General features: G+C 61.3%; 25 protein-coding genes, 1 tRNA gene, 1 rRNA gene and 2 pseudogenes. 13 read left to right on the top strand and 16 right to left on the bottom strand.

Annotated elements, in window-relative coordinates:
- The first annotated feature begins 261 nt into the window (after positions 1-261).
- A complete protein-coding gene (locus BSG09_RS05045; protein WP_092931252.1) occupies positions 262-1,929 on the top strand; it encodes a 4Fe-4S ferredoxin N-terminal domain-containing protein in 1,668 nt (555 codons plus the stop codon).
- A 36-nt stretch (positions 1,930-1,965) separates the two neighbouring features.
- On the opposite strand, the gene BSG09_RS05040 is transcribed toward BSG09_RS05045, so the two are convergent.
- Positions 1,966-3,618 carry a right-handed parallel beta-helix repeat-containing protein gene (locus BSG09_RS05040; protein WP_092930819.1) on the bottom strand — a complete coding sequence of 551 codons (1,653 nt, stop codon included), beginning with the start codon at positions 3,616-3,618 and terminating at the stop codon, positions 1,966-1,968.
- Positions 3,619-3,902: 284 nt separating this feature from the next.
- Between BSG09_RS05040 and BSG09_RS05035 the strand changes: the two genes are divergently transcribed.
- A complete protein-coding gene (locus BSG09_RS05035; protein ID WP_092930817.1) occupies positions 3,903-4,103 on the top strand; it encodes a hypothetical protein in 201 nt (66 codons plus the stop codon).
- 70 nt (positions 4,104-4,173) lie between these two features.
- Here BSG09_RS05035 and BSG09_RS05030 read toward each other — a convergent pair whose 3' ends face one another.
- From BSG09_RS05030 to BSG09_RS05020, 3 genes are all read right to left on the bottom strand, one after another.
- Positions 4,174-5,706: a (R)-citramalate synthase gene (locus tag BSG09_RS05030; protein WP_092930815.1), complete on the bottom strand. Its 1,533-nt coding sequence runs from the start codon at positions 5,704-5,706 to the stop codon at positions 4,174-4,176.
- 183 nt (positions 5,707-5,889) lie between these two features.
- Positions 5,890-6,273 carry a DUF192 domain-containing protein gene (locus BSG09_RS05025; protein WP_092930813.1) on the bottom strand — a complete coding sequence of 128 codons (384 nt, stop codon included), beginning with the start codon at positions 6,271-6,273 and terminating at the stop codon, positions 5,890-5,892.
- Positions 6,274-6,339: 66 nt separating this feature from the next.
- A complete protein-coding gene (locus BSG09_RS05020; RefSeq protein ID WP_092930811.1) occupies positions 6,340-6,690 on the bottom strand; it encodes a transcriptional regulator in 351 nt (116 codons plus the stop codon).
- A 119-nt stretch (positions 6,691-6,809) separates the two neighbouring features.
- Here BSG09_RS05020 and BSG09_RS05015 point away from each other — a divergent pair, with 119 nt between their 5' ends.
- Complete coding sequence (locus BSG09_RS05015) at positions 6,810-7,337, top strand: DUF7097 family protein (protein WP_092930809.1); 528 nt, start codon at positions 6,810-6,812, stop codon at positions 7,335-7,337.
- A 29-nt stretch (positions 7,338-7,366) separates the two neighbouring features.
- On the opposite strand, the gene BSG09_RS05010 is transcribed toward BSG09_RS05015, so the two are convergent.
- The 3 genes from BSG09_RS05010 to BSG09_RS05000 form a co-directional block, all read right to left on the bottom strand.
- Entirely contained in the window at positions 7,367-8,299 is a 933-nt protein-coding gene (locus tag BSG09_RS05010; protein ID WP_092930807.1) for an SDR family oxidoreductase, read from the bottom strand.
- Between the two features lie 201 nt (positions 8,300-8,500).
- A complete protein-coding gene (locus BSG09_RS05005; protein ID WP_092930805.1) occupies positions 8,501-9,292 on the bottom strand; it encodes an endonuclease V in 792 nt (263 codons plus the stop codon).
- 74 nt (positions 9,293-9,366) lie between these two features.
- Positions 9,367-10,293, bottom strand: coding sequence for a rhomboid family intramembrane serine protease (locus BSG09_RS05000; protein ID WP_092930803.1), 927 nt, complete (start codon positions 10,291-10,293; stop codon positions 9,367-9,369).
- 324 nt (positions 10,294-10,617) lie between these two features.
- Here BSG09_RS05000 and BSG09_RS04995 point away from each other — a divergent pair, with 324 nt between their 5' ends.
- Genes BSG09_RS04995 through BSG09_RS04985 form a run of 3 tightly spaced genes read left to right on the top strand, consistent with a single transcriptional unit; the run spans position 10,618 to position 13,257 of the window.
- Positions 10,618-11,058 carry a DUF5788 family protein gene (locus tag BSG09_RS04995; RefSeq protein ID WP_092930801.1) on the top strand — a complete coding sequence of 147 codons (441 nt, stop codon included), beginning with the start codon at positions 10,618-10,620 and terminating at the stop codon, positions 11,056-11,058.
- Positions 11,055-12,806: a DNA polymerase/3'-5' exonuclease PolX gene (gene polX / locus BSG09_RS04990; RefSeq protein WP_092930799.1), complete on the top strand. Its 1,752-nt coding sequence runs from the start codon at positions 11,055-11,057 to the stop codon at positions 12,804-12,806. Before BSG09_RS04995 ends, polX begins: the two co-directional genes overlap by 4 nt.
- A 4-nt stretch (positions 12,807-12,810) precedes the next feature.
- Positions 12,811-13,257: a Mut7-C RNAse domain-containing protein gene (locus BSG09_RS04985; protein ID WP_092930797.1), complete on the top strand. Its 447-nt coding sequence runs from the start codon at positions 12,811-12,813 to the stop codon at positions 13,255-13,257.
- Here BSG09_RS04985 and BSG09_RS04980 read toward each other — a convergent pair.
- A complete protein-coding gene (locus tag BSG09_RS04980) occupies positions 13,251-14,003 on the bottom strand; it encodes a PHP-associated domain-containing protein (protein WP_092931250.1) in 753 nt (250 codons plus the stop codon). The two genes, BSG09_RS04985 and BSG09_RS04980, sit on opposite strands and share 7 nt — an antisense overlap.
- A gap of 202 nt (positions 14,004-14,205) precedes the next feature.
- Between BSG09_RS04980 and BSG09_RS04975 the strand changes: the two genes are divergently transcribed.
- Entirely contained in the window at positions 14,206-14,493 is a 288-nt protein-coding gene (locus BSG09_RS04975; protein ID WP_092930795.1) for a DUF7565 family protein, read from the top strand.
- Positions 14,494-14,750: 257 nt separating this feature from the next.
- Here BSG09_RS04975 and BSG09_RS04970 read toward each other — a convergent pair whose 3' ends face one another.
- Positions 14,751-15,188: a transcription elongation factor Spt5 gene (locus BSG09_RS04970; RefSeq protein ID WP_008012489.1), complete on the bottom strand. Its 438-nt coding sequence runs from the start codon at positions 15,186-15,188 to the stop codon at positions 14,751-14,753.
- Entirely contained in the window at positions 15,188-15,367 is a 180-nt protein-coding gene (locus tag BSG09_RS04965) for a protein translocase SEC61 complex subunit gamma (protein ID WP_008012488.1), read from the bottom strand. Before BSG09_RS04965 ends, BSG09_RS04970 begins: the two co-directional genes overlap by 1 nt.
- Before the next feature lie 138 nt (positions 15,368-15,505).
- On the opposite strand from BSG09_RS04965, the gene BSG09_RS04960 reads away from it, so the two are divergent.
- The gene (locus BSG09_RS04960) at positions 15,506-15,700 is read left to right on the top strand and encodes a helix-turn-helix domain-containing protein (RefSeq protein WP_092930793.1); all 195 of its coding nucleotides are present in this window, start codon (positions 15,506-15,508) and stop codon (positions 15,698-15,700) included.
- 12 nt (positions 15,701-15,712) lie between these two features.
- Here the strand turns inward: BSG09_RS04960 and BSG09_RS04955 are convergent, their stop codons facing one another.
- A complete protein-coding gene (locus BSG09_RS04955; protein WP_092930791.1) occupies positions 15,713-18,412 on the bottom strand; it encodes a PAS domain S-box protein in 2,700 nt (899 codons plus the stop codon).
- 44 nt (positions 18,413-18,456) lie between these two features.
- Between BSG09_RS04955 and BSG09_RS04950 the strand changes: the two are divergent.
- From BSG09_RS04950 to BSG09_RS04930, 5 genes and pseudogenes are all read left to right on the top strand, one after another.
- Positions 18,457-18,678 (top strand): annotated as a pseudogene (locus BSG09_RS04950) (hypothetical protein); the annotation flags it as partial.
- 6 nt (positions 18,679-18,684) lie between these two features.
- Positions 18,685-19,632: an isocitrate lyase/PEP mutase family protein gene (locus tag BSG09_RS04945; protein WP_092930787.1), complete on the top strand. Its 948-nt coding sequence runs from the start codon at positions 18,685-18,687 to the stop codon at positions 19,630-19,632.
- A 96-nt stretch (positions 19,633-19,728) separates the two neighbouring features.
- Positions 19,729-19,974 (top strand): DUF7861 family protein, encoded by a 246-nt coding sequence (locus tag BSG09_RS04940; RefSeq protein WP_092930785.1) that lies wholly within the window; start codon positions 19,729-19,731, stop codon positions 19,972-19,974.
- Positions 19,975-20,308: 334 nt separating this feature from the next.
- Positions 20,309-21,826 carry a methyl-accepting chemotaxis protein gene (locus tag BSG09_RS04935; RefSeq protein ID WP_092930783.1) on the top strand — a complete coding sequence of 506 codons (1,518 nt, stop codon included), beginning with the start codon at positions 20,309-20,311 and terminating at the stop codon, positions 21,824-21,826.
- Between the two features lie 39 nt (positions 21,827-21,865).
- The gene (locus tag BSG09_RS04930) at positions 21,866-22,234 is read left to right on the top strand and encodes a rhodanese-like domain-containing protein (protein WP_092930781.1); all 369 of its coding nucleotides are present in this window, start codon (positions 21,866-21,868) and stop codon (positions 22,232-22,234) included.
- Between the two features lie 160 nt (positions 22,235-22,394).
- Here BSG09_RS04930 and BSG09_RS04925 read toward each other — a convergent pair whose 3' ends face one another.
- From BSG09_RS04925 to rrf, 5 genes and pseudogenes are all read right to left on the bottom strand, one after another.
- The gene (locus BSG09_RS04925; protein WP_139246185.1) at positions 22,395-22,916 is read right to left on the bottom strand and encodes a hypothetical protein; all 522 of its coding nucleotides are present in this window, start codon (positions 22,914-22,916) and stop codon (positions 22,395-22,397) included.
- Between the two features lie 387 nt (positions 22,917-23,303).
- Positions 23,304-24,259 (bottom strand): annotated as a pseudogene (locus BSG09_RS21660) (Glu/Leu/Phe/Val dehydrogenase dimerization domain-containing protein).
- A 29-nt stretch (positions 24,260-24,288) separates the two neighbouring features.
- A complete protein-coding gene (locus BSG09_RS20105) occupies positions 24,289-24,438 on the bottom strand; it encodes a rubrerythrin-like domain-containing protein (protein ID WP_139246184.1) in 150 nt (49 codons plus the stop codon).
- Between the two features lie 1,247 nt (positions 24,439-25,685).
- Positions 25,686-25,760 (bottom strand) — tRNA-Met (locus tag BSG09_RS04915).
- Between the two features lie 180 nt (positions 25,761-25,940).
- A 5S ribosomal RNA gene (rrf, locus tag BSG09_RS04910) occupies positions 25,941-26,062 on the bottom strand.
- Positions 26,063-26,280 lie beyond the last annotated feature (218 nt).

Raw genomic sequence — 26,280 nt, 5'->3', positions numbered from 1 at the left:
CCTACCACATATTCTCGTTTGACAAGTGGAGAGTTGCCTCGAGCGAGTCCTGCGGGGACGTAACTGTGCCAACCGCAGGAACCCGGCGGTACCCCGTCGTATGCAAGGCCGGCCACTATGCTAACTCTTGACGTAGGTACGCTGTCACGAGGAACCCATGTATTCGACGCTGGTATCTGTCCAAGCAGTGGCTGCAAGGTGGAATCGACAGCGATCGGCTGGGACGCCACACGACCCGACAGCTTCGGCAAGGAGGGAGCGATGAGTTCCGACGAACCGGCTCCAGGAGAGGGGCCTGATGGAACCGACGAACCGTTCCATCCGCTCGGCGAGTCGTGGCAGGACGAACTCGAGGACCTCCTCGACGAGACCGAGTACGACACTGAACTCGGCATGGAGATGGGTAGAGACGCCATCCGGGTCACGAAGGGGGAACTCTCGGAAGAGGAGTTCCACGAGCGATATCACGACGACGTGATGGAGGAGTTCGGTGAAGACGAGCGACCAATCGCCAGCCCGGACGATGGGGACGATGAGGGAGGGATCGGCGCGACGCTCTCGAAGTTCGCCACCGGCGAGGAGTCACGCCGGGAGATGCTCAAAAAGGCGGGTGCTGGCGTCGGCTTCGCCAGCCTCGGCTGGGGGGCGGTCGACCAGCAAGAGCCCGAACAGGAGGCCGTCGAAGACCCCAGCGAAGTCCATCCCGACGAAGACGCGACGCAGTGGGGGATGACGATCGACCTCGAGTACTGCGATGGCTGTCTCTCCTGTGTGACTGCCTGCAACGCAGAGCACGGCTGGGATCTGGGTGCCAACTGGATGTACGTCCTCGCGTTCGAGGACGGCGACGTCGAGTCGCCCGATCCCGACAACTTCGAGAGTCACCGCGATTTCAACTTCCTCGTCCGCCCGTGTCAACACTGTACCGACGCGCCCTGTGAGAAGGTGTGTCCGACGACAGCACGACACACTCGAGACAGAGGCGGACTGGTGCTGACCGATTACGACGTCTGTATCGGCTGTCGGTACTGTCAGGTCGCCTGTCCGTACGGCGTCAACTACTTCCAGTGGGAGGAGCCGAACATCGATGAAGAGGAGCTCAGCCCTGACATGGTCTATGACTATCGCGACCGGCGCGTCAGCAGTCGGGCCCCCCGCGGCGTCATGTCGAAGTGCGTTTTCGACCCACCTCGTCAGGACGGCAACTTCGGCGAAAGCAACGTCGGAACGACGGCCTGCGAAGTGGCCTGCCCGCCGAGCGTTATCCAGTTCGGTGATAAGAACAACCCGAACAGCGACCCGTCGCGATACCAAGAGAACCCGGCCCGAGCGCGAGTCCTCATCCGGCTGAGTACGATGCTTCCCTCGCCTGACAACCTCCCGTCGATGCTCGAGGGTGTCGGCACCGATCTGGATGCGATCACCGGAGCCGTTGATGGCCTCGACGAGCAGTCGATCATGCTTGCGACGGCGGTCCAGATCACGAACGTCGAGTACGATCAGGAGGCACCGCCGGGCGATACGCTCGTGGATCAGGAAGCGACGATCCTCGAGGTCGTCTCGATCCTCGAGGACCACGGACTCGCCCTCCAGAGTGAGGACGTCCTGAGCGAACTCGGACTCACGGTCGACCAGTTCCAGAGACCGCCTGCGGGGTCGGGCGAGGATAGCCCAGACATCGTGGTGAACAATCGGGAGGACGTCGCCCAGCAGCGACTCGAGGAGTATATCCCGCCCTCGGGCAACGAGTTCAAACTCCTCGAGGATCTCGGGACGAACCCGAACGTCACCTACCTCGGACAGGAACCAGGACCCGAAGCCCACCAGGTCCCCGGCCCGACCTCCTACGAAGATGTTGGCATGGTTAGCAAACGCCAGAACGTCCTCGAAGACGAGACTGTCGGTCTCGGCATAATCGACTCGTCGTAACTGTCTCGACAACTCGTTGCCACCACTGACACTGGATTAGATCTCGAATCCGAAGTTGAAGTCACCCTGCCACTGCGACCGTTCACCGCGGAAAATCGTCTCACCGCGGTGGCGATTGCCGACCCAGAGCACCCTCGAGAGTGTCGTTTCGGGGTCGCTCATGACGAGCCCCTCGAAGAACGAACTCTCGACGGTATGGTCCGCTCCGGTTTCAGCGAGCCGGAGGCTCGCGCCGTCGGGATCGATCGTACACGTATCGAGCGTGAGCCGGTCGATTCCATCGCCGCTGTTCGTGACGAAGACGCCGTGTCGGTCCGTGTCGGACTGTGTCTCGATATCGAACTCGCAGTCGTTGAACGTGACGTTCGACGAACTGACGTACACGGCGTAATCGGACGTCGACGGACTCGAGCGATCAGTGATCGTACACGCGTCGAATATAGTCGGTGCGTCGTCGTTGTCGTCGACCCGAATCGCCCGGCCGTCGGTTCCCTCGTCGGTGATGTGGATATCGGTGAGCCGGGCCGGTCCATCTTGTGTCAGACGGATGATTTCGGTGTTTTTCTTGACGCTGTTTTTCACCAGCAACTGGGAGACGAGTTGCCCGCCACCGTTCTCGAGCCAGAGGCCGGACCACGGGTAGCCGGGCTGTTCAGTTATCGTGATCTGACAGCCCTGTACATAGTCGTTGGGGCCGATGCGGATGCCCGCACCGGCACAGTTGCGGACGTGACAGCCGGTGATAATGTTCCGGCCGTCGTCGCCCGAAACGTAGATCCCGTTATCGATGTAGTCCGACACCTGGCATCCCTCCCAGTAGTTCGTCCCGTGGTTGTAGATGTCCGAACTGAACGGGATCGCATGGCCGACGATCGTCGACCGGTCGTACTTCGTATCGCCGTTGTTGAGATAACAGCTGCTGATAACGTTGGTCGCCGATGATCGGACGCCATTGACCAAAATCGTGTGGCGGTCGCCGCCGTACTGGCTATTGAACTTGTCGCGTCTGCCCCGCATCGAGATGTTCTCCATATGGCCGTACCGGTAGGTGTACCAGCGGGCGATTCCGGTATCGTAGTCGCCGCGAATGTCGATCTGCAGGTCTCGCATGACGGTCCGCTGGGCGTGTGGGAGCGAGGCGTCCAGCGAGCCGACGGTCATCATGCGATCGACGTCCTGATCAGTGACTTTGAGGACGGCGAACGGGTCACCGACGATACCGAGGAATTCGTGGGCGTCGAAGTGGACGTTGTCGGTCGCGACGTCCCACGTCCCGGCGGGGATCGTGTAGCAGTGATTCCGTTCCGTCGGTGCGAACGAAAGGTAGTGGTCTTCGATCGCGGCCCACAGATCGTCCGTTTCTGGTTCGACCCCGAGGTCGTCGCGCACGTCGACGATACTCGGGTTCGAATCACCCTGAACCCGTACGGCGTCGTCACCGGCTTCGACTACCGAGAGTGCGTCCCCGAAGTCCAGTTGGGACGCATCGTCGTCGATCACCGTTCCCGAGTCGCTGACAGTTATCCTGCCCGCTGCACTGCTGGGTTGTGCCCCAGCGGTGCCGACACCCTGCGAACTCAGTGCAGCGGTCCCAGTCGTCGCGCCGCCGAGACCGAGCGCACCGAGCAGTTTGACGTACGAACGACGCGTCGTCCGTGCCGAGGAATCGTCCTGATAATTGTCTTCCATCTCGAGCGGACAGTCACGAATTCGCTGATTTGTTATGATCGATCTACTGACAATTGCGCGGCTGCAAACGGTCGGCGCGCCGTTTGCTGTCTGCAACTGTCGCGACTGCAGATGGTAGGTCCTGACATATCACGGCGGCGTGATCTCGGCCCCTCGTGGAGAATCTATCGGCTAGAACCGTTTCGAATCGCGGTCCATCTCTGTTCGCTCCCTCGCGGTGACGTGCCGGGACCGATCTGTTCGAAACCACACGTATTCAAGCGACTCGAGTCGAACGAACGACTATGGACAGTCAAAAACGACTGATCGTCGCGGGCCTCTGGATCGCGGTTGCGGTCGTGATGGCCACGACGCTCGACCTCGGGGTTCCGTCGTCGGTGAGCGGGGCTGCTCGCCTGTTCGTCGTCGTGCTTGCGCTGTTTCTCGCGGGCGTCTACCTGCTCGATCCGTGGAACGTCGTCAGCGACCCGTTCCGACAGGAGTGAGCGCGGACGCAGACGGGCGACGGCAGTGACAACGTTCTGAATCGAAGAGAACGAATGATCTCGGTCGACGTCAGTCGTCGGCTGGTGCAAGCGGTTGCTGATCGGCAGCCAGCAGTCGATCGAGCGCGTCGACCATCGCTGTGACGCTCGCGCGCGTGATGTCGGCTTCGCTGCGGGCGACGGTCACCGAGCGGTCGTTGCGGACCATCGTCACTTCGACGGTAACGACGGCGTCGGTGCCACCGGTGACTGCGTCGACGTGATAGGACTCGAGTTCGGCGTCGGCCATCGAGCCCAGCGCTTCGCGGACAGCGGAGACGGCGGCGTCGACGGGGCCGGAGCCGGTTCCGCTGGCGACGCGTTCCTCGCCGTCGACCTCGAGTCGGATGCTGGCGGTCGGGACGGCACCGCCGCTGGTGGCGGTGAGATCGAGTAAGTCGACGACGCGGTCGCGGTCCTCGCCGGTGACGTCCTCGGCGATTGCGAGGAGATCGGCGTCGGTCACGCGGCGGCCGCGGTCGCCGAGTTCGGTGACGCGCGTGGCGATTTCGGCGATTTCGTCGTCGTCGGCCTCGACGTCGTGTTCCTCGAGCGTGGCTTTGACGCCCGCGCGGCCGGTGTGTTTCCCGAGTGCGAGCCGTCGTTCGCGTCCGACCGTTTCGGGCGGGTAGGGCTCGTACATCTTGTCGTCTTTGAGCGTCCCGTCGGTGTGGATGCCGCTTTCGTGCGTGAAGGCGTTCTCGCCGATGACGGCCTTGTTCGGCGGCAGTTGGACGCCGGTCGCCCGCGAGACGACTTGTGCGAGATCGTAGAGTTCTGCGAGGTCGACGGTTTCGACGTCGTAGACGTGTTCGAGCGCGATTGCGACCTCTTCTAAGGCGACGTTGCCGGCGCGTTCGCCGAGGCCGTTGACCGTACAGTGGACAAGATCGGCACCCGCCGAGATCGCTGCGAGCGCGTTAGCCACGCCCAATCCGAGGTCGTCGTGGGTGTGGGCACTGACTGGCCCCAGTTCAGCGAGTCGAGAGACGGCCTCGTAGGTGTGTTCCGGTCCGGTGTGGCCGACGGTATCGGCAAAGCAGAATCGATCCGCGCCCGCTTCGAGCGATGCCCCGGCGAGGTCCTCGAGGTAGTCGAGGTCGGCCCGGGAGCCGTCCTCGCCGATGACCTCGACCCAAAGATCGTTGTCTTTCGCGTAGGCGACGAGTTCGGCCGTTTTCTCGAGGTTGTCTTCGCGGGAGGTGCCGACCTTGTCCTCGACGTGGCGGTCGCTTGCGGGAACGACGATGTGGACGCCGTCGACGTCGCACTCCAGTGCGAGGTCGATGTCGCCTTTGAGCCCGCGACAGAAGCTGGTGATCCGAGCGTCGAGGTCGAGGTCGGTCACTCGCGAGATGGCCTGTCGTTCACCCGCGCCGGTACAGGCGCTGCCGGCCTCGATGGTCGAGACGCCGGCTCGCTCGAGGGCTCGAGCGATGTCGACTTTTTCGTCCGGCGACAGCGAGACGCCCGGCGCTTGCTCGCCGTCGCGAAGCGTTGTGTCGAGAAGGCGCACTGTACGGTCCGATGCGATCGTCTGTTCGGGTGAATTACTTACAGGCAAGAGTGGTGAGTTTGAAGGACTGCGATTACGTTCGTCGGAGAATTTCACGCCCAGCCGGGTTGCCCCGACTTCCTCTATCCTCGTCAGATGGCGTATGGCGTGCCATTGTACTGCAGGCTAACGGATCTTGCCGACTTAAATCCGCCGGTCGAGACGTGCCGTCGCGTCCACACCTGTCGGTCGTCAGTGCTCGTCTTTGCCCTCGAGCACCAGCTGATCGCCGGGTTCGACGTCGGCTGCGGCCCCGGCCGGGAGTTCGACGATTAGATCCGCGCGATCGCGGGCGAATCCGAGCCACGGCCGTAGCCGCTCAACGCGCCGGACGACGCCGTCGACGACCCAGACGGCGTCGATCGGGAAGAAGACGAACAGCATGTGGAGGTCGCGGACTTTCGCCGAGTCGAACCGAAAGACGAGCGCGTAGTCGTCGGGCACGGAGCGACGAAACATGAGTCCACGAGTTTGACTCACAAGCGAGTCCGCGAGGTCGACCGTCGTCGCCAGAACGGTGCGGTCAGGGCCATGGAGAGACTGGCCGTCGTCGCTTGATTCATAGACGAGTCGCACGGCCTCGAGTCGGCATGACGACGAGAAAAAAGTCCCGACCGCTTCGTGGGATCGGCAGCGGCTCGCCTATAACTCGCTAACCGCCGAGGCGGCATCAAACAACGACAGGACACCCTCTTCGAAGAGCAGACGACCGAACTGCGTCAGTTCGTACTGGGGGCCGTCGATCGAGCAATCGATCAGACACGCCATTCGTTCGGCGACGACGCCGCCGTCGACGAGTGCATCGATTCGGTCTTCGATTTCGGCTTCCGTCGCACCGATCTCGGCTGCGAGTTCGGGACCGGTGATGCCCTCTGCCGGATGGTCGTACACCGTGTATGCGACCTCGAGCCGGTCGCGATCCCCGATCGCGTCGATGACGTCGATCACGTCCTCAGCCGACAGGAGCGTCTCGGTGTCGTCGATCGGTAGCATGATCGATGTCGACGCAGTCCGCTGTCAAAATCCCATCGACAACGCCCACCGTGCGAAATGACGCCACGAGCGCGTGTGCCGGGCGATTCAACACCCCTCGAGCCCTATCCACGCCGACGATGGAGAAAACGCCGCAGGGAACCTCGGTCGGCGTCGACGACCCCTACGAGTTCGCCGGCGTCTGTGACCACCTCACTGGCGAGGGGACGTGTCGCTACGCATTCGACTACTACGAACACGATCCCGAATTTGCCAGCGAGCGCGCCGAGGCGGAGTACGCATGTCCTGTCGTCGACCCCGAATCCGAGTGGTCGTGGGCCGACTGTCCGCATTTCCGCTCGCGCAATCGCGACCGCGAGTGCGTCCGCTGTGGCCTCGAGGAGAAACGGCTGGCCCACGACGACGAGCGCCCGTTGCTCGAGGAGCACCACCTGTCGTACGCGCGCGACGGCGAGACCCTCTCTCACGAGATTACGGTCTATCTCTGCCGGTGGTGTCACGCCAAGGTCCACAATTCGTGGGCACGGATCACCGACGACGCCGCGCCGGATTCCGAGGCGATCGCAACTCTCGAGGAGCGCCGCAGCCGCGAGCAGTCGGAACTGGGCTTCGAGTCGGCGGCGGAGCGATACGATCGAGACGAGTAGCGTCTCGCCGACTCGAGAGAGAACGGAGCCTACGCGAGTTTTCGCAGGAGCCCGTAGACCGCATCGCGCAGCCGGTCAGGCAGGTGGCGCGCGTAGAGGCCGTACTGGGCGATCGGGCCGACCGGGTACCGGGCCGGTGGTTCGGGGCTGGTCGCGGCATCGAGGATCGCCGCGGCGACGTCGTCGGGATCGGAGGCAAACGGACCGCCGCTTCCCCCGCCGATCAGCTGTGCCTCGTCGTAGAGTTCGTACAGCGATTCGTAGGCCGGCGTTCGCTCGTCTTCCGGCAGTTCGTCGTCGACGCGGTCGGAGAAGTTCGTCTCGACCGGACCGGGTTCGACCACGACGACATCGATCCCGAACTCTTCGGCCTCGCCGCGTAAGGCGTCGCTCATCGCCTCGAGGGCGTGTTTCGAGCCTGCGTAGGCACCCGCGCCGGGCAGCGAGATTCGACCGACGACGCTCGAGACGTTGATAATTCGACCCTCTCCCTGGGCACGCATATGTGGCAGGGCGGCCCGCGTGAGTCGGTGGGGGCCGTAAACGTTGACGTCGAACTGCCGGTGGAGGTCGACCGTGGCGACGTCCTCGAGCGGCCCCATCTGGGCGTAGCCGGCGTTGTTGACGACGCAGTCGATCGAGCCGGCGATGTCGACGGTCTCCTCGACGGCCGTCGCGACCTGCTCGGGGTCGGTGACGTCCAGCGCGATGGTTTCACAGCCCGCCTCCGCGAGCTCCTCGATATGGTCGACGTCCCGTGCCGTCGCAAAGACCTGCCAGTCCTTGGCGAGGAAGGCTCGAGCGGTTGCGCGGCCGATGCCGGACGAGCAGCCGGTGATCAGCACCGATTTCTTGCGCGTATAGCGGTCGGTCTCGCCCGTCGCGTGCTCGCGGTCGTCCTCGACGACGGTACCATCCGGCCCGTCATCGGCTGTCTCCTCGACGTCCTCAGCGGTAGCCATACGTGACCGGTTCGGGAGACGATACCTAAGTATCGACGGTTTGTCGCGCTGTTCGTAATTTCAAGAGCGAATTGAAATCGAGACGAGTCGAACGATCAGTATAGGACCGTAAATACACCGAAAGCACCCGACCGGCTCCTTTCAGTCCCACCCGCCGCAGCGGTTGGTCAGGGAACTGTCGTCGGTGGAACGCGGGTCTGCCTACTGGTTGAATTCCCGTTTGGCTTCGTCGGCGTACGTATCCGCGAGTCGCACTGGTTCGGGAAGCTTGTACGACGTTGCCAGCTCGAGGACGATCTCGGCTGCCGTCTCGGAGCCGACACGGTGGCCGGAGCTGACGTACAGCGGGTTGATGTGCCGATTCGGCGAATCGTACTGGCGGGTCTGGACGGCGTAGCCGATGAGGGTGCCATCGGGGGCGTCGACTCGCGTGTTCGCTTCGATGGCGACCCGCGAGCCTGCCGGGAGGTCGTCAGTATCCTCGCGCGGGCGGCCACAGAGCAGGCTCTTTGCGACCCCGATACTCGGAACGTCCCTGACGACGCCCATGTGGGTCGCAATGCCAGCCTGTCGGAAGTGGATGCGGCCGCTGCCGTCGAAAAGGATGAGCTCAGGATCGACGGACAGCTCCTCGAGTGCCGCGAGGATCGGCCCCCCTTCGCGAAACGAGAGCAGACCAGGAATGTAGGGAATCTCGAGCCCGGTAACGGCGTGGACGCGCTCGATCACCTCGCCGCCACGGGTGGCGACGACGGCGCTCAGGGCGCGGTCCTGCTCACCGTCGGCGTTCGTGAGAAACGACTGGTCGACGCCGACGATGATCGGCTGTTCGTCTCCACTGGCAGCCGCCGCGAGCGGGTTCGAGAGCGCGTCGGGATCGAACGCAAAGTCGTCTTCGAAGACGGCGATATCGGCGATATCGCGCTGGAGCGTTTCCATCTCCGCACGCGAAAGGCCGGGATCGGGCGCGAGGTCTGGCCGGGGCTGACTCATTCGTTTGCGGTGAGAGTGGCCGTGCGAAAATCAGTTGCGGGCTGTCGCGGTGCGAGCGTGGAACGCGGGAACGGTCAGAACCGGCCGCGTCCGGGGCCACCTGGGCCGCCCGGCCCGCCGGGGCCGCCACCGCCGAACTCGAGGCGACTCGGAGCCCGGAGATTGCGATTTCGCTTGACGTACTGGCCGTAGGCGAGGCCGATCACGAGGCCGATGAGGTGGGCCCCGTGAGCGATCGGCCCGCCGCCACCGACCGAGAGGAAGAACACGCTGAAGAGGGCGTAGCCGGCGGTCAGCAGCCAGATCGGCACTGGGAGAATAAAGTAGAGGTACACCTTGAGACCGGGATTCAAGACCGTCAGCACGCCCATGATAGCGAGCGCCGCGCCGCTGGCCCCGAGGACGGCCGTCGGAGCGCCCTGTGCAGCCGAAATCAGGACTTGACCCAATCCGGCGAGCGCGCCGCTGACGATGAACAGGATCGCGAAGTCACGCGAGCCGATGTAGCGCTCAACGAGCGGCCCGAAGAAGAACAGCACGATGCTGTTCCCGACGATGTGCATGAAGTTACCCGGGCTATGGGCGAAGACGGAGGTGACCCACGTCCAGACGTACTCGACGTTCCACGACGTCAGCGTGAACAGCGACTGGTGGAGCGCCGAGCCGGCGACCAACAGCACGAGCCACTGTGCGAGGAACGTCAGCCACATCAACGCGAGGAACGTGTAAGTCGCGTTCCCCCGGAAGTACGCCAGCGGCCCGCCAGGCCCGGTATCGATCGGGAGTTTGTCAGTCAGACTCGAGGCGCGTGACGTGTTCCCACTCGAACTGACGCCGTCGTCGAAACCGCTGTCGAAGACGCCCTGTGGGTCGTTCCAGTTTTCGAGCCCCGTACAGTTGTGGTTCTCGGGGAGCCGATGATCGGCACAATAGGTGCCACCACAGTGCCGACAGTTATACGGCATGTTTTCGTCTTTCCCACACACGTCGCACTTGGCCATTGATCGGTGGTATGTGCGGAGTAGCTAAGGGATTTGGGGTTTGCCCCGATTATTTCACAGCAATCAACCCGGTCAGTATATGTGGCGGACAGATCGGTTCGTTTTTTGGACCGTCCGTACCGGGTGCTTGCTCGACGAGGGACGCGACGTATTCAGCGTGACAACACGTCGAACTGTCGCTTTCTCACGCTCTTTTAGCGCCGTCGAAGTCGAAATAGTCGTCGAGTAGGTCAAATCGTTCAGCTTCACATGGAATCAGCGTCACTGAACACCATATGCGCCGTGGGCTGTACATTTTTGCTTCCTCGTCGCCCACATTCGGTCGTGCAAGAGTACGAGCGCAAGCAACTGCTCGAGCGTGTCGAGCGCGAGGGCGCGACCGTCGGCGCGGACATCCCGGAGACGATCACGGTTCAGGGGGAAGAAATCGACCTCCGGACGTTCGTCTTCGAGATCAAGCGCCGCGAGACGGTCCCGTCCGGCGAGCGCGACCGCGTCGAGCAGGCGAAAAAGAACCTGCGTCGTGAGCGCCTCGAGCGCTTAGAGCAGATCGAGGAGGGCGACATCACCCGCGAGAAAGGCGAGGAACTCGCCAAGAGCATCATCGGCATCGACCGGGCGTTGAACGCCCTCGAGAGCCTCGGGCCGACGGATTTAGAGCGCGAGCAGAAACTCCAGCACGCGCAGGATCGCAAGCGCTGGATGTCGTTCCTGAAAAAGGCACTGGGAGAGAACGACGACACCAGCGCACGGAGGGGCCGATGACGACCAACGCCGAACTCGCCGCCCGCTTCGAGGAGTTCGCCGACTTGCTCGAGGCCGACGGCGTCGAGTACAAACCCCGCGCGTACCGCCGCGCGGCCGAGAACGTCCGCTCACACCCATCACCGATCGCCGACCGCGTCGACGCGGGCGACCGCGAGGCAGTCGAGAACATCGAGGGTGTCGGCGACGCGATCGCCTCGAAGATCATCGAGTACGTCGAAACAGGCTCGATCGAGGAACTCGAGGAGCTTCGAGCCGAGTTACCGATCGACATGGCAGACATCACCCGGATCGAGGGCGTCGGCCCCAAGACGGCCGGCAAGCTCTACCGTGAACTCGGGGTCGAGACGCTCGATGACCTCGAGGACGCTGCCGAAGCCGGTGAGGTCCAAGAAGTCAAGGGGTTCGGGCCGAAGACAGAACAGAACATCCTCGACAACCTCGAGTTCGCCCGCACCGTCGGCCAGCGCCAGTTGCTCGGCGAGGCGCGACCGCTTGCCGACGACGTGCTCGCCTTTCTCGAGTCGATCGATCCGGTCGAACGGTGTGCGGTAGCCGGCTCGATCCGCCGATGGCGTGCGACGATCGGCGACGTCGATGCACTCGTGGCAACTGACGCGCACGAGGATGTAATCGACCAGTTCGTCGCGTGGGAGTCGGTCGACGACGAGATCGAGTCGGGTCCAGAGAAGGCAAGCGTCCGCGTCGGCGAGATTCGAGTGGATCTTCGCGTCGTCGTCCCCGAGGAGTTCGGTTCTGCGCTGCAGTATTTTACTGGGAGCAAGGATCACAACGTCAGCCTGCGCAACTACGCGATCGACCGCGGGATGAAGTTGAACGAGTACGGCGCGTTCGCTGTCGATGCGATCGACGACCCCGACAGCGGGCAACGCGTCGGCGAACGCGTCGCCGGCGAGACGGAAGAAAGCATGTACGACGCGCTCGGGTTGCCATGGATTCCGCCAGAACTGCGGGAAAACCGCGGTGAGATCGCTGCCGCTGAAAACGGTGGGCTACCGGAGCTCATCACCCGTGAGGACATCCGTGGCGATTTCCACACCCACACCGAGTGGTCAGACGGCAACACCACGATCGCGGCCATGGTCGAGGCTGCCGCCGAGCTGGGCTACGACTACTTCGGGATCGCCGACCATGCCGAGGGCCCCGGCATTGTCGGCGGCATGGGCCTCTCGGATGCCGAGATTCTGGAGCAAGTCGAGGAAATTCGCGCGGTCGGCGACGAGGCCGAGATCGAAGTCTTCGCAGGGATCGAAGCGAACGTCGACGCTGATGGCGAGATCGACCTCTCCGACGAGGTGATCGACGCGCTGGACGTGATCGTCGCCTCGACGCACAGTGCGCTCGATCAGGACGCAGAGACGGCCACAGAGCGGCTCGTCCACGCTGTCGAGAGCCCGGCGATCGATATTGTGGGCCATCCCAGCGGCCGCCTGCTCAATCAGCGCTCAGGGCTCGACTACGACGTCACGGCGGTCGGGCGGGCCGCCGCCGAGCACGGCACCGCTCTCGAGGTCAACAGCGACCCACGACGGCTGGATCTCTGGGGCAGCGCCGTTCAGGCCGCCCTCGAGGAGGGCGCGAAAATCGCGATCGACACCGACTCACACCAGCCCGCGACCCTCGAGTATATGCGCTGGGGCGTCCACACTGCGCGTCGTGGCTGGGCCGAACCGGCCGATGTGATCAACACCTGGGACCTCGCGGAACTCCGTGAGTTCCTCCACTGACGCCATGCGCTCGCTCGTCGACGTCATGTGCGGTGGGATCGTCTCCTACCTGCGGATGTGCAATCACGACACCGTCTACGCCGCCGATCGAGACCTCGAGGCCGACGATGACCTCCTCACCGTCGCCCAAGACGAAGGACGGACGCTCATCACGCGGGACGTAGCACTCGCAAACCGCGCGGCGGACTCGATCTGCCTCGAGTCCCGCGATGTCGAGGACCAACTCGGCGAACTCGCTGCGGCGGGCGTCGACCTCGCACTGGCCGACGAACCCGCGTTCTGTGGGCGGTGTAACGGCCCGCTCGAGCAGGTCGATACGACGGCGTCGATTCCCGAGTACGTCCCCGATTCGATCGAGAGCGACGTTTGGGTCTGTCGTGACTGTGGGCAGTACTTTTGGCGCGGGAGTCACTGGGACCGCGTCGCAGAGACGCTTTCGAGGATTCAGTAGACGGCTACGTCGTCGAACCGCCCATCGTAGGCGATGTGCTCTGGATGGGTCGGTTCGGTGCCCGACAGAAACAGCCGATCGACCTTCTTCCACGTGTTTTCGTAGACTAAGTGGCCGAGTTCCGTCGCCGTCGTCGCCCACCGGTTGAGGCCGTTTTCGTAGACGACGCGGCGTGCGACTCCATCTTCCAGCGCTGCCACGAGGTCGCCTTCGCTTTCGATTGGCGTTTCGAAGGCGGTGTGGGCGACGCCAACGGTTCGCGAGAGGTGGGCATACGAGGAGGTAATCGGCGGAAAGGAAAACGCCTCTCCGAGGTTCCATGCGCGGCGATTGTGTATCGGGAAGTGTTTCGGATTGTAAATCTCGAGGGCGTCGATCGTCTCCGCGTACGTTCCGAGATCGGACTGTTCGAGGCTGACGTTTGCGAACGTCGGGTGTGGGACGAGCACGGCAGCGTCTTGGCGCTCGAATTCGGCCATCGCCGTCTCGAGCGGGATGAAATCTGGGATCGGCTCCTCGAGACCGACTGCGAGGATGTGCTTGCGGTTGCGCCAGGTGCCGGTAAACACCTCGCGGGCGGGAACGACCAGCAGCTCATCGTCAGAGTAGGCCGCGGCGCGCTCGCGGATCTCCGGGAGGCGGGTGAAGTGCGGTGCATAGACGAGTGCATCGAGGCCAGCCCGCTTGGCTCGCTCGACCACGCGGTCATTGAGCACCTTCACGTGACAGTCTACTCGGAACGTCACTCCGTCGGTCACGACGGTTACTTCTGGTACAATCGAGTTATGAATTCTGATTTAGCGGTGGCCGAAAGTGACAGACTGCCGTCCGCCGTGTCGCGATCGGCATCGACGTTGGCGGCTGGATCCGTCTCGAGTACGTTCCTTCTGGCCGATGGCTTTCGCTGCGAAAGGATCATTAGGGCGGCCGTGCGAGTGAGAGTATCGAATGGCCTGGGAATGCGGAATCGACGGCTGTGGCGCAGTGTTCGACGATGTCGAGTCTGCCGTCGTCCATCAGGCGACCACCCACCAGCGCTGTGAGTGTCAGGTCTGTGGTACGATCGTACCGGACGGCTATCTCGCGATCCGCCACGTGTTTACCGAACACAGCCGCGCCGAATACGTCCGCGCCTACGGTGCCAGTTCCGAAGCGGTCCGTAAACGCGAGGCGTTACTCGAGGAGATCGACGCGGTCGTGGATATGCAAACGATCGCGACGGAACTGAAACGCTAATTGTCGAGTCACAGCGCTGTCCGGTTGTGTTACGTGGCGCACAGCGAGCGAGGAGCGCTCGCGTCGCCGACAAAACGAACTCAGTTCCCTCTCTAGCGCTCGTCGGAATCGAGGACGCGGATCTGGTCGCCACGCACCGTCACACGGCTATATTTTACGTCGTCGGGTTCCCTCACTCCGTTCGGTCACCGCTCCTCACAAAATATAGTACAAAACGTCCTCGCCCCTCGCTCCGCTTGGGCGAGCGAACCGACTCGCTATCGCTCGTCGGAATCGAGGACGCGGATCTGGTCACCACGCACCGTCACCGGAATCGGAACCGTCGCCTCGTACAGTTCGACCGTCACCTGATCTTTGCCTTCGTCGATGCGCTGGACCTGTGCCTTCTCGCCTTTGAACGGGCCAGCGATGAGTTCGACGATGTCGCCCTCGGCGATCCCTTCGACGTCCGGTTTGGGCGAGAGGAAGTGTTCGACCTCGGAGATGTCCGATTCGCCGGGGACGATACTCCGGGCGTGAGGGATATCCTCGAGGACGCGATTGAGAACCGCGTCGCCGTCGGCTTCGACCATCACGTAGGAGGTCAACGAGTCAGGCGCGAGCGCGGCGTGGATTTCGGGCTCCTCGCGGTTGATGATCATGTCAGCGACGGTGCGCTCTTGGCTCGCCGTCGTTTTGACAGCGAAGATGCCCATTAGATGCCACCACCGCTGGTCAGCAGTACCATGACTGCGCCGATGAGGAACCCGACGAGACCGACCAGCAAGATGCCTGCACCGGCGATTTTCGATACCTGAAGGAACTCCTCGCTAGTGGGCGTCGTCGCCATTTTCAACACCCGAACGTACGAGGTGAGGTCGTACGGAACGTCCATATTTGTCTATTTACAGCGTGGGGTCTTTTATCTGTCTTTCGTGTCTTTTGACTGTGAGCGTCGTCGGTCAGGTCACGCCGGTTCTGACCAGCGTCCGGCAGTTACCGCGCGTAGTCTTTGACTGTGGGTTCTGTTCCCATGGCAGACAGCGATTACGATTGGCCCAGAGCGATCACGAACGAGGAGTTAGCGATGGAACTCGAGATCAGCCGCACAACGTGCCACGAGCATCTTCGGAAAGCCGAACGGGCGGTGTTGTCGTCGGCGATGGCAGACAGCCACAAACGAACCGGCCGACGGCAGTTCGAGCGGATCGGAATCGACCACGAATGAGACTCACCCGAGTCACGAATCGGTGGCTGGCAGCGTAAACGAAAACGTCGCCCCCTCACCGGGCTCGGAGTCGACCCAGATCACACCGCCGTGGCGCTCGACGATCCGCCGACAGAGCGCGAGCCCGATCCCGGTACCGGTGTATTCCTCGCGCGTGTGGAGTCGCTGGAACACCTCGAAGACCCGCTCGTTGTCGTCGACATCGATGCCGATCCCCGAATCACTGACCGAGATCGTCCACTCGTCGCCCGTCCGCTCGGCGTCGATACGAACCCGTGGTGGCTCGTCGCCGCTGTACTCGAGGGCGTTCTCGAGCAGGTTTTGAAACACCTGCCGGAGCTGGCTGGCGTCGCCCATCACGGTTGGCAACGACTCGGCCGTGATCTCGGCGTCGTGTTCTTCGATCGAGAACTGCAGGTCCGCGAGGACATCCGACAGCACCACGTCGAGGTCGACCGGTTCGAAGGGATCACCGCGGGTTTCGACACGCGAGTACTCGAGTAGGCCATCGATCATCTCGCGCATTCGCTCGGCTCCGTCGATGGCGTACGCGAGAAATTCTTCGCCGTCCTCATCGAGGACCTCGGCATAGCGGCTCTCGATGAGTTGCACGTAGCTAGAGATCATTCGAAGTGGTTCCTGCAAATCGTGCGAGGCGGCGTAGGCGAACTGCTCTAAGCGCTCGTTCGAGGCCTGCAACTCGTCGATGTACTCGCGGCGGTCGAAGTGCAGCTTCAGCAACGTCGCGAGCGTCTCGAGCAGTTCGCGTTCCTCCTCGGAGAAGGTGGCCGTCCTGTCGGCCGCGAGACTGGGATCGTCGTGGAGGACAACATCGATCGCGATCGAAGTGTCATTGACAGTGCTGCTTGATGCGGTGATCCGCCGCTCGAGCGGTTCGTATGTGTCCGTGGTCACTTCGTCGTCGCCGACCGAGACGCAGACAGCAGTTCGCTCCGGATACTGGAAGAACTGCGGGAGGCCAGTTACGAACTCCTGGAGCAAGTCAGGTGCCGGTTGCTCGCCAGTCTCGAGTAAGTTCGTCGCGAGTTGGACGGCATCGAGTTCTTTCTCCCGTTCCTCGAGTTCCCGTTTGCGCCGTCGGGCCAGCTCTTTGAGATCGGTAATGTCGGTTGCCGTCTCGACGACTTGCTCGATCTCGCCGTGCTCGTTCGCGATCGGTCTGGCGTTGATCGAGAGCCACTGTGGTCCGTCCGGTCGATCCAGACGGATCTCCCGATCGGTCACGGCGTCTCCCGTTTCGAAGACGCGGGGAACGGGCCGTTGATCGATCGGGAGGAGGTCGCCGTTTTCGTCGTACATGTCTCGTTGCGCGGTGGTATAGGCTGGCCCGTCATCCGGGAGATCGAGCAGTTCTCCCATCCGTTCGTTCGCTCTGGCAGCCGATCCATCCGGATTGACGACTGCGATTCCGACGGGGCTCGTCTCGAGAATGCGCTCGCTGAGTTCGTACTCGCGGCGCAGTCGCTGCTCCTGTTCTCGGCGTTCGGTCAGATCACGGGTGATCTTCGCGTAGCCCTGCAACTCGCCTTCGTCGTAGATGGCCGTTATCGTCACGTTCGCCCAGAACCGCGACCCGTCCGATCGGACGCGCCAGCCTTCGTCTTCGAACGTCCCCGTCTCATATGCGCGCGTCAAATTGCGTTCCGGGACGCCGTCTTCCCGATCGTCCGCGGTGTAGAACGTCGAAAAGTGCTCACCGATGATCTCCGATGCGCTGTAGCCTTTGATCCGCTCGGCCCCTTTGTTCCAGCTCCTGACGTATCCATCGGGGTCGAGCATGAAGATCGCGTACTCATCGACGGCGTCAACGAGCGATTGAAATCGCTGTTCGCTCTCCTCTCTGGCTCGCTGTGCCTCTTTCCGGTCGGTAATATCGTAGTACAGTTCGATACGCCCACCGGCATATGGTCCGGACTCGATCGGTTTGCTGCGGTGTTCGAGCCAGCGCGCTTCTCGGTCCGTGCCGGCCGTCACCCGACACTCGAACTGCTCGACGGAGGTGTTGTCCTCGTACGTGGCTAGCACCGTCTGCGCGAACGTTTCGGGATCGTCGAGCCGATCCGCGATCGTCTCGCGGATCAGCGTCGGCTTGTCCCGGCCGACGATCTCGCTCCGCATGAGGCCGAAGTATTCCTCGATCGTTTCGTCAGCCCAGACGACGTCGAACGTGTCGTCGAGGACGAACACGCCGACGTTGGCCTCGTTGATGACGGAGGCAATCGAGTCGGACGCCGTCCAGGCCGACGGCAGTCGTTCGTTCGTCCGATCATAGTCGTCGACCGCTCGAACGACACCGACAGTCCCGCGGTGTTCGCCGTCGTCGACGAGCACGCTCAGCTGGAGTTCACAGGGAACACGGCCGCCAGCAGCGCTCTCGACGACCAGATTGAACGTCGTGTCGGGATGGATCCCTTCCTCGAGACGCGTCCGGATCGCTTTCTCGAGGCGCTTTGCGTCCGGTCCCTCGATGACGGTCGAGACGTGCTCGCCGAGGAGGTCCGCTCGCGGAGAGCCCGTCAGCGACACGACGGCGTCGTTGATTGCGACGAACCGACCCTCGGCGTTCAGCTGGAAGATCCCGTCGTCGATGGCGTTGACGAGCGTGCGACAGCGCCGAAGCGAGTCGGAATCGTCCCCCTCGTTTCGAAAGAGCTCGTTCGAGACGCGGGCCACGTCACCCATAGGCAGCATTGGATGCGAGCCGGTTTACATGTATGGTGGCCCTCGCTCGAGCGGCAGTCGACAGCCTCCAGTACGGCTATCGGACCATCGTTCCCGCCGACGCGGTCGGTGACTGCGCCGAGGGACCACACCGCACGACCCCCTTCGACATTGACGCGAAATACGACGATGTTGTCACAACCGAGATCGTTCTCGACTCCCTCTCCGAGAATGTATACCTACACCAACGCGAGACGACCTGCATCGACACCGACTTCGCTGCGACCACCATGTGATCAGCCATGACCGACTCCGGTGCCACGCTCCGAACGTCTCTCGAGCGCGACGAACTCCTGGTCTGTCCCGGCGTCCACGACCCACTTACCGCCGCCGTCGCCGATTCCATCGGCTTTAACGCCATCTACATGACCGGCTACGGCACTTCGCTGTCGAAGACCGGCTATCCCGACGCTGGCTTCATCACGATGCCGGAAATGATCGAAAACGCTGCAAACATCCAGGAGCGAATCGATGTGCCGCTGATCGCTGATTCCGACAACGGCTACGGCAACGCCACGAACGTCATCCGGACGGTTCGCGAGTACATCAAAGCCGGCGTCGGCGCGATCCACATCGAAGACCAGACGTTCCCGAAACGCTGTGGCCATACGAAGGGCCGACAGGTCATCCCCCGAGAAGAAGCGATCGGCAAAATTGAAGCCGCAGCTGACGTTCGGGACGATCGCGCCGAGGATTTCGTCCTCATCGCCCGTACCGACGCCCGCGGCACGGGTGACGGCTCGCTCGACGAAGCGATCGGCCGCGCCAACGACTTCCTCGCGGCCGGTGCCGACGTCGCGTTCGTCGAAGGGCCGACCGACGAGTCGGAACTCGAACGCATCGGCCGGGAAGTCGACGGGCCGATCGTCTACAACTTCGTCGGTGATCTCGGCTCCTCGCCGTACGTCGACCTCGGGTCGCTCGAGGAGTGGGGCTTCGACATCGTGTTGTTCCCCATTACGTCGATGCTATCGACGATCGCGAACGTCTACGCGGATCTCAGTACCTTCGCGGACGACCCCGTGGCGGCGATGCGAGACATCGACGACACGTTCAACGCCCAGCCCGTCGGGACCCTCCACGAGTTCTCGGGCTTTCCCGAGGTCGTCGAGTGGGAACGGCAGTATCTCCCCGACGAGGCACAGGACAAATACGAGGATTCACTCGGGGACGACCTCGAGTCCGAATAGCCGGTCGCTCGAATCGAACGGGGTGTCCGGATCGGCGAAGCGAACAACGCCCACGGGGGCGCTATCCTCAACTGCTTTGCCGACATCCCATTGTCTATGACGCACGATCGAATCCACGCCCGGAAACCGACTCACGACATCGAGCGGTGGTCTGTCGGAACGATCGAACGTATCAGCGAACGGGATGGCCACTCCGTCTTCGAGGTGCAGACCGATGCGGGCGACACGATCGAACTCGTCGTCACGACTGCGATCCGGGAGTTGGTCGTGCGCAGATTGGATCTCGAGGCAGGTGCGTCGCCCGTTGGGGCTCGAGTCTGGTATCGAAAGTACGGCGGATAACGGCCGAGAGTATCCTGTAGGCCACACACCGGTGTAGCGAATTTCGCACCATACTCGAGAGACAACAGGAGGTTGCGTTACCATTAAATAGTTTCATTGACTGAATGTCACCATATTCGAAAGAAAGAGATGGCTTCGAAACGGACGGCCTGCGAGACACGCAGTTCCAGTTTCCAGACAGGACAGCGATCGAAGCCAACGATGAGACGCGTTCGTTCTTTCGAAGCGGATCACTTCAGAGACCGATGACGCGAAAACCACATAGAACCACGGATTCGTCGACCTGGAACCGGCAGTTCAGCCACGCGAACAGCACAGACACAGGTGGGTGCTAATGGCCGCAGTATCGATGATTGTACTCGGGCTTATCGCCGCTGGGACACTCGTGATGTTCGGCTCGATTCTGTATGCCCGGCGGCTGTTCCTGCGACTAAACGAAGAAAGCTACCGCCGACGGTGGCGGGGGCTCCTCGCGCTGATGGTATTTTTCCTGCTGGGCTATGTCGCCGCCCTGTGGATCGCGTTCAGCGGTCAGGAACTCTTCTTCCAGCTGCTGACAGGGTTCGTCTTCCTGTTTGGCGCTGTGTTCGTCCTGCTCGTGATCAACGTGGGACTGATGACGGTCAACGACCTTCAGGATAAAAACGAGTCCCTCCAGACAAAAATCGAAGAGGTCGAACAAGCGCGCCAGGAGGCAGTCACGCTTCGCGAAGAAACGGACCAGCTCAACCAGCACTTAGAGCAGAAAGCCGACGAGTACGCAACCGTCATGCAGGCGTGTGCGGCCGGCGATCTGACACAGCGACTTGACCCCGACAGCGAGAACGAAGCGATGGCCGAGATCGCACGCGAGTTCAACGACATGCTCGCCAAACTCGAGTCGACCACCGAGGACCTCATGGCGTTCGCACAGGACGTTGCCGCCGCATCCGAATCAGTGACGTCCAGTGCCGAAGAAGTACACTCGGCTTCCGAGCAGGTCTCTACGTCGATCCAGGAAATCGCCGACGGTGCCGACCAGCAACACGAGTACCTCCGCTCGGTCACCACGGAACTCGACTCGCTGTCGACGACGACCGAGGAGATCGCCGTCTCCTCGAACGAGGTCGCCGAGATTGCCGAACGAACCGTTGACACCGGGAAGGAAGGGAAAGAAGCAGCTCAGACGGCGATCACTGCCATGGACGAGATCGAAGCCGAAGCCGCCGACGCCGTCGCCGAGATGCACCGTCTCGAGGACGAGGTCCAGCAGATCGACGAGCTGATCAACACGATCTCTGAGATCGCACGCCAGACCAACATGCTAGCGCTGAACGCGAACATCGAGGTCTCCCGCGCGACGGGTGCTAGCGGCGATGACGGCTTTTCCGCCGTCGCGACGGAAGTCAAAACGCTCTCCGAAGACGCCGCAGAGGCAGCCGAGAAGGCCGAGGCCCGCCTCGAGGCGATCCGCGATCGGACTGAGGCGTCCACTGCCGAAGTCGAGCGCACGAACGCCGGTATCAAAGACGCCAGCGAGCAGGTCCAAGAAGCCGTCGCCGCGCTCGCTTCGATCACCGAGCTCGCCGAGGAGACCAACGTTGGAATCCAAGAGATTTCGGCAGCCAGCGAAGCGCAGGCGGCCTCGACTCAGGAGGTCGTCGCGATGGTCGACGACGTCGCAGCGATCTCCGAATCGACGAGCACGGGTGCTGAAAGCGTCGCCGCTGCAGCCGAAGAACAGACGACGGCGCTGACCGAGGTGTCGACGAGTGCTGAACAGCTCAGCAACCAAGCGACACGCCTCTCGCAGGCACTCCGCTATTTCGAAACCGACACAGCAGCCGCCAGCGTCTTCCCGACCGACGCCTGAACCACCACGGTTTTGTGTTTTCGGCACAATATAGCAGTGATGAGTCGCATCCGTCCAGCCGAACTGGCAGCCCGCTTCGAGTCGGGAGACGAACCGTTCATCCTCGATATTCGTCCACGGTCGGACTATCAGACGAACGCAATCGAGGGCAGTCATAACGTACCGGTCTATCAAGAGTTGCGCCACGGCGACGAGTCCGCGCTTCGCGATCGACTCGGGGAAATCCCACACGAGCGAGACGTTGTCGTCGTGTGTAAAATGGGTATGGTTGCCAAACGAGCAACGAGTCTCCTCGTCGACGAGGGGTACGATGCAGCGACGCTGTTGGGTGGCATAAGCGGGTGGACTGGCTATCAGAGCGGTTCGCTCGGGTACAAACTGCGCTCGTTGCTCTGGAAACTCCGGTAGGGATGCTGTTTCTCCGGTTGGCGGATCCAGTGGTGCTTTCGACACGACGGAGCTCGAGACGACCGTCAAGAAATGGATTGAAGTGGAGGATATCGGTTTTCCATACCGTACATCAAATTCCCTCGCAAGGATTGCGAGGGCGTGTTAAGGTACCCAGTTCTTAGAAGGGCTGGCCACCGCCTTGTGGTGACTGCGGTTGGCCCATCTGCTGTGACTGGCCTTGCTGTGTGGCCTGCTGGCTCGCCTGGTGGATCGTCTGAGTGATCTGCTGGGCTTGCTGGATCACCTGTTGGACACCCGGTGCCTCGGACTGCTGGAGTTGCTGGGCACTTTGCTGGAGTGCTTGCTGTGTACACTGGCCGAACGTCTGTGCCAAGTCGGATTGCCGCAGGAGAAGGGTCTTCTGCAGGTGAATAATCTGGGTAAGGTCAGCCAGCATCCCGGATGTGAACCGATCGCCGGCTTTCATCGCCTGCCCGTGTGCCCACTCGGCGTCCGACTCGAGTTCCTCGAGTTGGTGGATCGCCTGCGAGACCTGTTGCGGGACGGCCTGATCGAACGACCGGGGCTGCTGTTGGTATTGTTGTCCAGTCTGTTGCTGCGGTTGCTGCTGTTGATACTGCCGCCCGGCCTGTTGCGGCGTCCGCTGGCGTCGGGTTCGCTGTTGCGTTGGCTGTTCCATTGGCTGTTGCGACGGCTGTTGGTGTGACATGGTTCTCTGGATGGGGTCGTCACCTACGAGGCCGGAGATCCGGTAGCGCGCTGCCTCGTAGGGTATTGTGACCCGTCCAGCCGCCCCAATAAATACTCGGGCTACTGTTTCTCCCACTCGAGCTACTGTTTCTCCGATCCGAACGCTCGATGTGACTGTTCGCGTCCATTCAGGCTTCCTGTCCGAAACTACCGGCCATTCAAAAGAGAGTTACCGGGCGTGTTCGCACAGTATAGTACTATCACGCTCTATTACGCCGCTGCTGACACGATTTGTTTTCCTCGTCGACCGGAGATCCTGTAACCCAACCGCCAACCAGCAGTCCACGTGATCGACAGTAGACTATCTAAGAGAGTGTCAGATTCGTCCTGCCCCTGCCGGATCAGCGATTCTCTTTGAATCTCTGCAATTACGGTCAGAGACCCCGATTGGCTGGGCGTCAACCAACCGCGAGAGTGCCACGATGGATGTCGCATCTCGCCACGTCACATCTCTCGTTTCGACCTCGTCCTGTCCTTCCTCGAACGACCACAACCGCCGATTGGCATCTTGGAGCCACCTGAAGTAGGGGGCCTTCGGTAAACGTCACCACTGGCTGCAACAATCAGAAGATCAACGTCTAATGCGAGCAGTTCGTCGGTATCGATCGTCTTCTCGGCGTAGTCAGTGACAGCCTCTGGTTCCTCGTCATGTGACAGGATCATCTGCGGATCGAGCCCCGCTGGATTGGAGGCCGCTCCGTTGACGTCACTGACCGCGACGACGGCCGCACCCCGCTCGTCGAGCAGCCGGGTCGCGTTCACACCGACACTTCCGAACCCCTATACGGCGACGATCGTCTCCTCAAGCGGATCGTCGTAGTCACAGGCTTCGCGAGCAATGAGTGCTCGCCTGGTAAGACGCTCTTTTTCGGACGTTCTCAGCTCTTTCGGGTCGACGACACTGTCTTTTGCGCCGTCGAACGGCGGATCTCTCACCGCACACTTCAACGTTATCCACATCAAGAGACCGATCCACTCCTCGCGAGTGACTCCCGGATGATAGCGTAATCCTCCCTTGTACGGACGCGAACGCTGTCGTGGCGCGCGCGATAGCCAATGAATACGTCGACTATGCCATTCGCGTTCGGCCGGGACCGTTACCTCGTGGACGGCTGCCGGGTGTTCGAGGCGTTCAATACTGTTCGGATCAGTATCGAGGTGCGTTACAGCGTGCTCGAGGCATCGTCGAGCCGTTGCAACTGCTGATGTGGCTTCCGCATTGTCGTCTGGCTGAGAAACCGTACTTTTGACTGTCGTTGGGGATGTATAGATGACAGCCCTTCCGTTGGATGAGATAGCGGTTATTCGAGCGACAGAGCCCGATTTTGGAAAGTGTTCGTACGCCCACAACGAGCGCATTTCTCGGCTCGGCTATCGGAGGTAACAATCTCGCCACAAATCAAACACTCGTATGTCGATGCAGTATCAGAACCACCCTTGATGTCGTACATACATGTTACCGATCGTTCGACAGCCGCATAAATATTAGGAATTAATGTACTATAAACACATATAATGAAGTCATAGGTGATCCTGACGGACTACTGTTCAGGCATCAGGGACGATCGGTTGAGGTCGAACACTGACGTCATCCCGGTCAGCAGCGACCTCGTGTATTCTGCATTGAGTCACATCGCTTTCTCTCGGTGATCTTCCGCGTAATAGCGCTGTAAGCAGATATGCTCGCGATTGTGGACATCCAACCGCAGTAGCGCACTGATGGATCGGAGTCAGTTATCCTCCCATCAGATCACGCGAGATGTGAGACCGAACGTACGGCTTCGTCTGAACATAGTCGCCAGCTTGTACTTACAAAGACTTATGCTACGGGACAACATAGCATGGGGTGTCGGGCGAAGCCACGAGGATTCACCGGACGACTCGACTCGAATGTCCATACAGGACAAAAAAGTCGAGTTAGAGGTATAACCAAGGCTCCGGTAACACGGAAACAAGGTGAACGCCTCCAAGGAGACCAACACGGCCCATAACTTGACCACCATGGTGGCCGAGTGAGAAGGCTCAGTAACGGATCTCGCGTAAGCGAGGTTCGTGAACTGGAGATACCCAGGCCGAAGGGCTGTAGAAACGTGCTCCCGTTCGAGTCCAAATTGGGGTTTTCGCCCGTGTATATTTCTATCGGCCCAACAACTAGTCGTACTGATTGAGGCTAACGAGAGATACAAACCGCTCGTTGTGACGTGTTTCACAACTGAAGTCGTAATATTATTGTTGATTAAAATTCAGTTAAGAAAGCTCGACAAAGACAGGCTTCAGCCCTTTCTGCCAGTAGTGTGCTGTTGAACACGATATTCGGCTCTTCAGCCCGGAGGACGAGCACTCCGTCACTGGCCGCTCGACTGAAACCGCTCCTCGAGATCATCTGCCGGCAAAACGTCCGCCTTTGAAGTCTGCTTTCTGCGCTCTCAGTGGGCCAAAGACGATGACGAAATCATCCATCAGCGACTCGAGACATCTCGAGAAACCGAACATGACTCAACGCGTGAACTGACTGCGAAGTCTTGGGCCTGTCTAAAAAGACGGTAATTAGTATCAACCCACCAGCGAGGAGTGAGAGTTCACCAACTATGCCGTCGCGATCTACGTAGAGACTGCTGCATCAACTAGATCCATACTGATCCGATGACCGTGGAACTTACCGACCAAGTCGCGTCGAAGCTTACGCAACGTCAAGAAATAGCGGGAAGTAGATTTGAACTACTGGTCTGCGGGTTATGAGCCCGCCGGAATCTCCTGGCTATCCCATCCCGCTATCTACCAGTCTCTGCCGACCATCATTAAGGATTGCTATCTGGGTGCTGTCGCTGGAATGGTTGGGTGCGGTTCTCGACTAGTCTGGTCGGATTCAGTCTCGAGATCGTCCACTATCCGTGAAATCCTATGGAAGATAGAGCACTACTAGTTGTAGTTACTCGTTGGAGAGGAGTATGAGTGGAGGCGGCGAATTGACGTTCCCAGAGGGTCGCCCACTCCAGTACTTGCCGATACGCAGGCGAGCTTATCTTCCGTGTTCGGGATGGGTACGGGAGGCACCTCGCCGCTGTGGCCGCCGTAATGCCGACCGACGGACTCGAACCGTCGTCAAACCGTAATCGGTGGTGTGTCTCAGACCGTCATGTACGTGTAGTCCAGTTTGCGTCCGGACCCGTTCACCGCGTCACGGATCCAATGCGTTATAGTTGTAGTGTATGAGTGTGTGGCTTGGCCGATTAGTGCTCGCGGACTCAACACCTCGTTGCCTTGGTGCGTACATCCCGAGTCTATCGATCTCG

This window comes from Natrinema hispanicum (genome assembly GCF_900111485.1).
In the GTDB taxonomy this organism is placed as follows: Archaea; Halobacteriota; Halobacteria; order Halobacteriales; family Natrialbaceae; genus Natrinema; species Natrinema hispanicum_A.
The sequence above is the reverse complement of the archived record's forward strand: the minus strand, read 5'-3'. Positions and strand labels throughout refer to the sequence as shown.

Excerpts from the sequence above, each read along its gene's own strand:
- BSG09_RS05045 (WP_092931252.1), top strand. The coding sequence starts at position 262 with ATGAGTTCCGACGAACCGGCTCCAGGAGAGGGGCCTGATGGAACCGAC.
- BSG09_RS05040 (WP_092930819.1), bottom strand. The coding sequence starts at position 3,618 with ATGGAAGACAATTATCAGGACGATTCCTCGGCACGGACGACGCGTCGT.
- BSG09_RS05035 (WP_092930817.1), top strand. The coding sequence starts at position 3,903 with ATGGACAGTCAAAAACGACTGATCGTCGCGGGCCTCTGGATCGCGGTT.
- BSG09_RS05020 (WP_092930811.1), bottom strand. The coding sequence starts at position 6,690 with ATGCTACCGATCGACGACACCGAGACGCTCCTGTCGGCTGAGGACGTG.
- BSG09_RS05015 (WP_092930809.1), top strand. The coding sequence starts at position 6,810 with ATGGAGAAAACGCCGCAGGGAACCTCGGTCGGCGTCGACGACCCCTAC.
- BSG09_RS05010 (WP_092930807.1), bottom strand. The coding sequence starts at position 8,299 with ATGGCTACCGCTGAGGACGTCGAGGAGACAGCCGATGACGGGCCGGAT.
- BSG09_RS05005 (WP_092930805.1), bottom strand. The coding sequence starts at position 9,292 with ATGAGTCAGCCCCGGCCAGACCTCGCGCCCGATCCCGGCCTTTCGCGT.
- BSG09_RS05000 (WP_092930803.1), bottom strand. The coding sequence starts at position 10,293 with ATGGCCAAGTGCGACGTGTGTGGGAAAGACGAAAACATGCCGTATAAC.
- polX (WP_092930799.1), top strand. The coding sequence starts at position 11,055 with ATGACGACCAACGCCGAACTCGCCGCCCGCTTCGAGGAGTTCGCCGAC.
- BSG09_RS04985 (WP_092930797.1), top strand. The coding sequence starts at position 12,811 with ATGCGCTCGCTCGTCGACGTCATGTGCGGTGGGATCGTCTCCTACCTG.
- BSG09_RS04975 (WP_092930795.1), top strand. The coding sequence starts at position 14,206 with ATGGCCTGGGAATGCGGAATCGACGGCTGTGGCGCAGTGTTCGACGAT.
- BSG09_RS04970 (WP_008012489.1), bottom strand. The coding sequence starts at position 15,188 with ATGGGCATCTTCGCTGTCAAAACGACGGCGAGCCAAGAGCGCACCGTC.
- BSG09_RS04965 (WP_008012488.1), bottom strand. The coding sequence starts at position 15,367 with ATGGACGTTCCGTACGACCTCACCTCGTACGTTCGGGTGTTGAAAATG.
- BSG09_RS04960 (WP_092930793.1), top strand. The coding sequence starts at position 15,506 with ATGGCAGACAGCGATTACGATTGGCCCAGAGCGATCACGAACGAGGAG.
- BSG09_RS04955 (WP_092930791.1), bottom strand. The coding sequence starts at position 18,412 with ATGCTGCCTATGGGTGACGTGGCCCGCGTCTCGAACGAGCTCTTTCGA.
- BSG09_RS04945 (WP_092930787.1), top strand. The coding sequence starts at position 18,685 with ATGACCGACTCCGGTGCCACGCTCCGAACGTCTCTCGAGCGCGACGAA.
- BSG09_RS04940 (WP_092930785.1), top strand. The coding sequence starts at position 19,729 with ATGACGCACGATCGAATCCACGCCCGGAAACCGACTCACGACATCGAG.
- BSG09_RS04935 (WP_092930783.1), top strand. The coding sequence starts at position 20,309 with ATGGCCGCAGTATCGATGATTGTACTCGGGCTTATCGCCGCTGGGACA.
- BSG09_RS04930 (WP_092930781.1), top strand. The coding sequence starts at position 21,866 with ATGAGTCGCATCCGTCCAGCCGAACTGGCAGCCCGCTTCGAGTCGGGA.
- BSG09_RS04925 (WP_139246185.1), bottom strand. The coding sequence starts at position 22,916 with ATGGAACAGCCAACGCAACAGCGAACCCGACGCCAGCGGACGCCGCAA.
- BSG09_RS20105 (WP_139246184.1), bottom strand. The coding sequence starts at position 24,438 with ATGTACGACATCAAGGGTGGTTCTGATACTGCATCGACATACGAGTGT.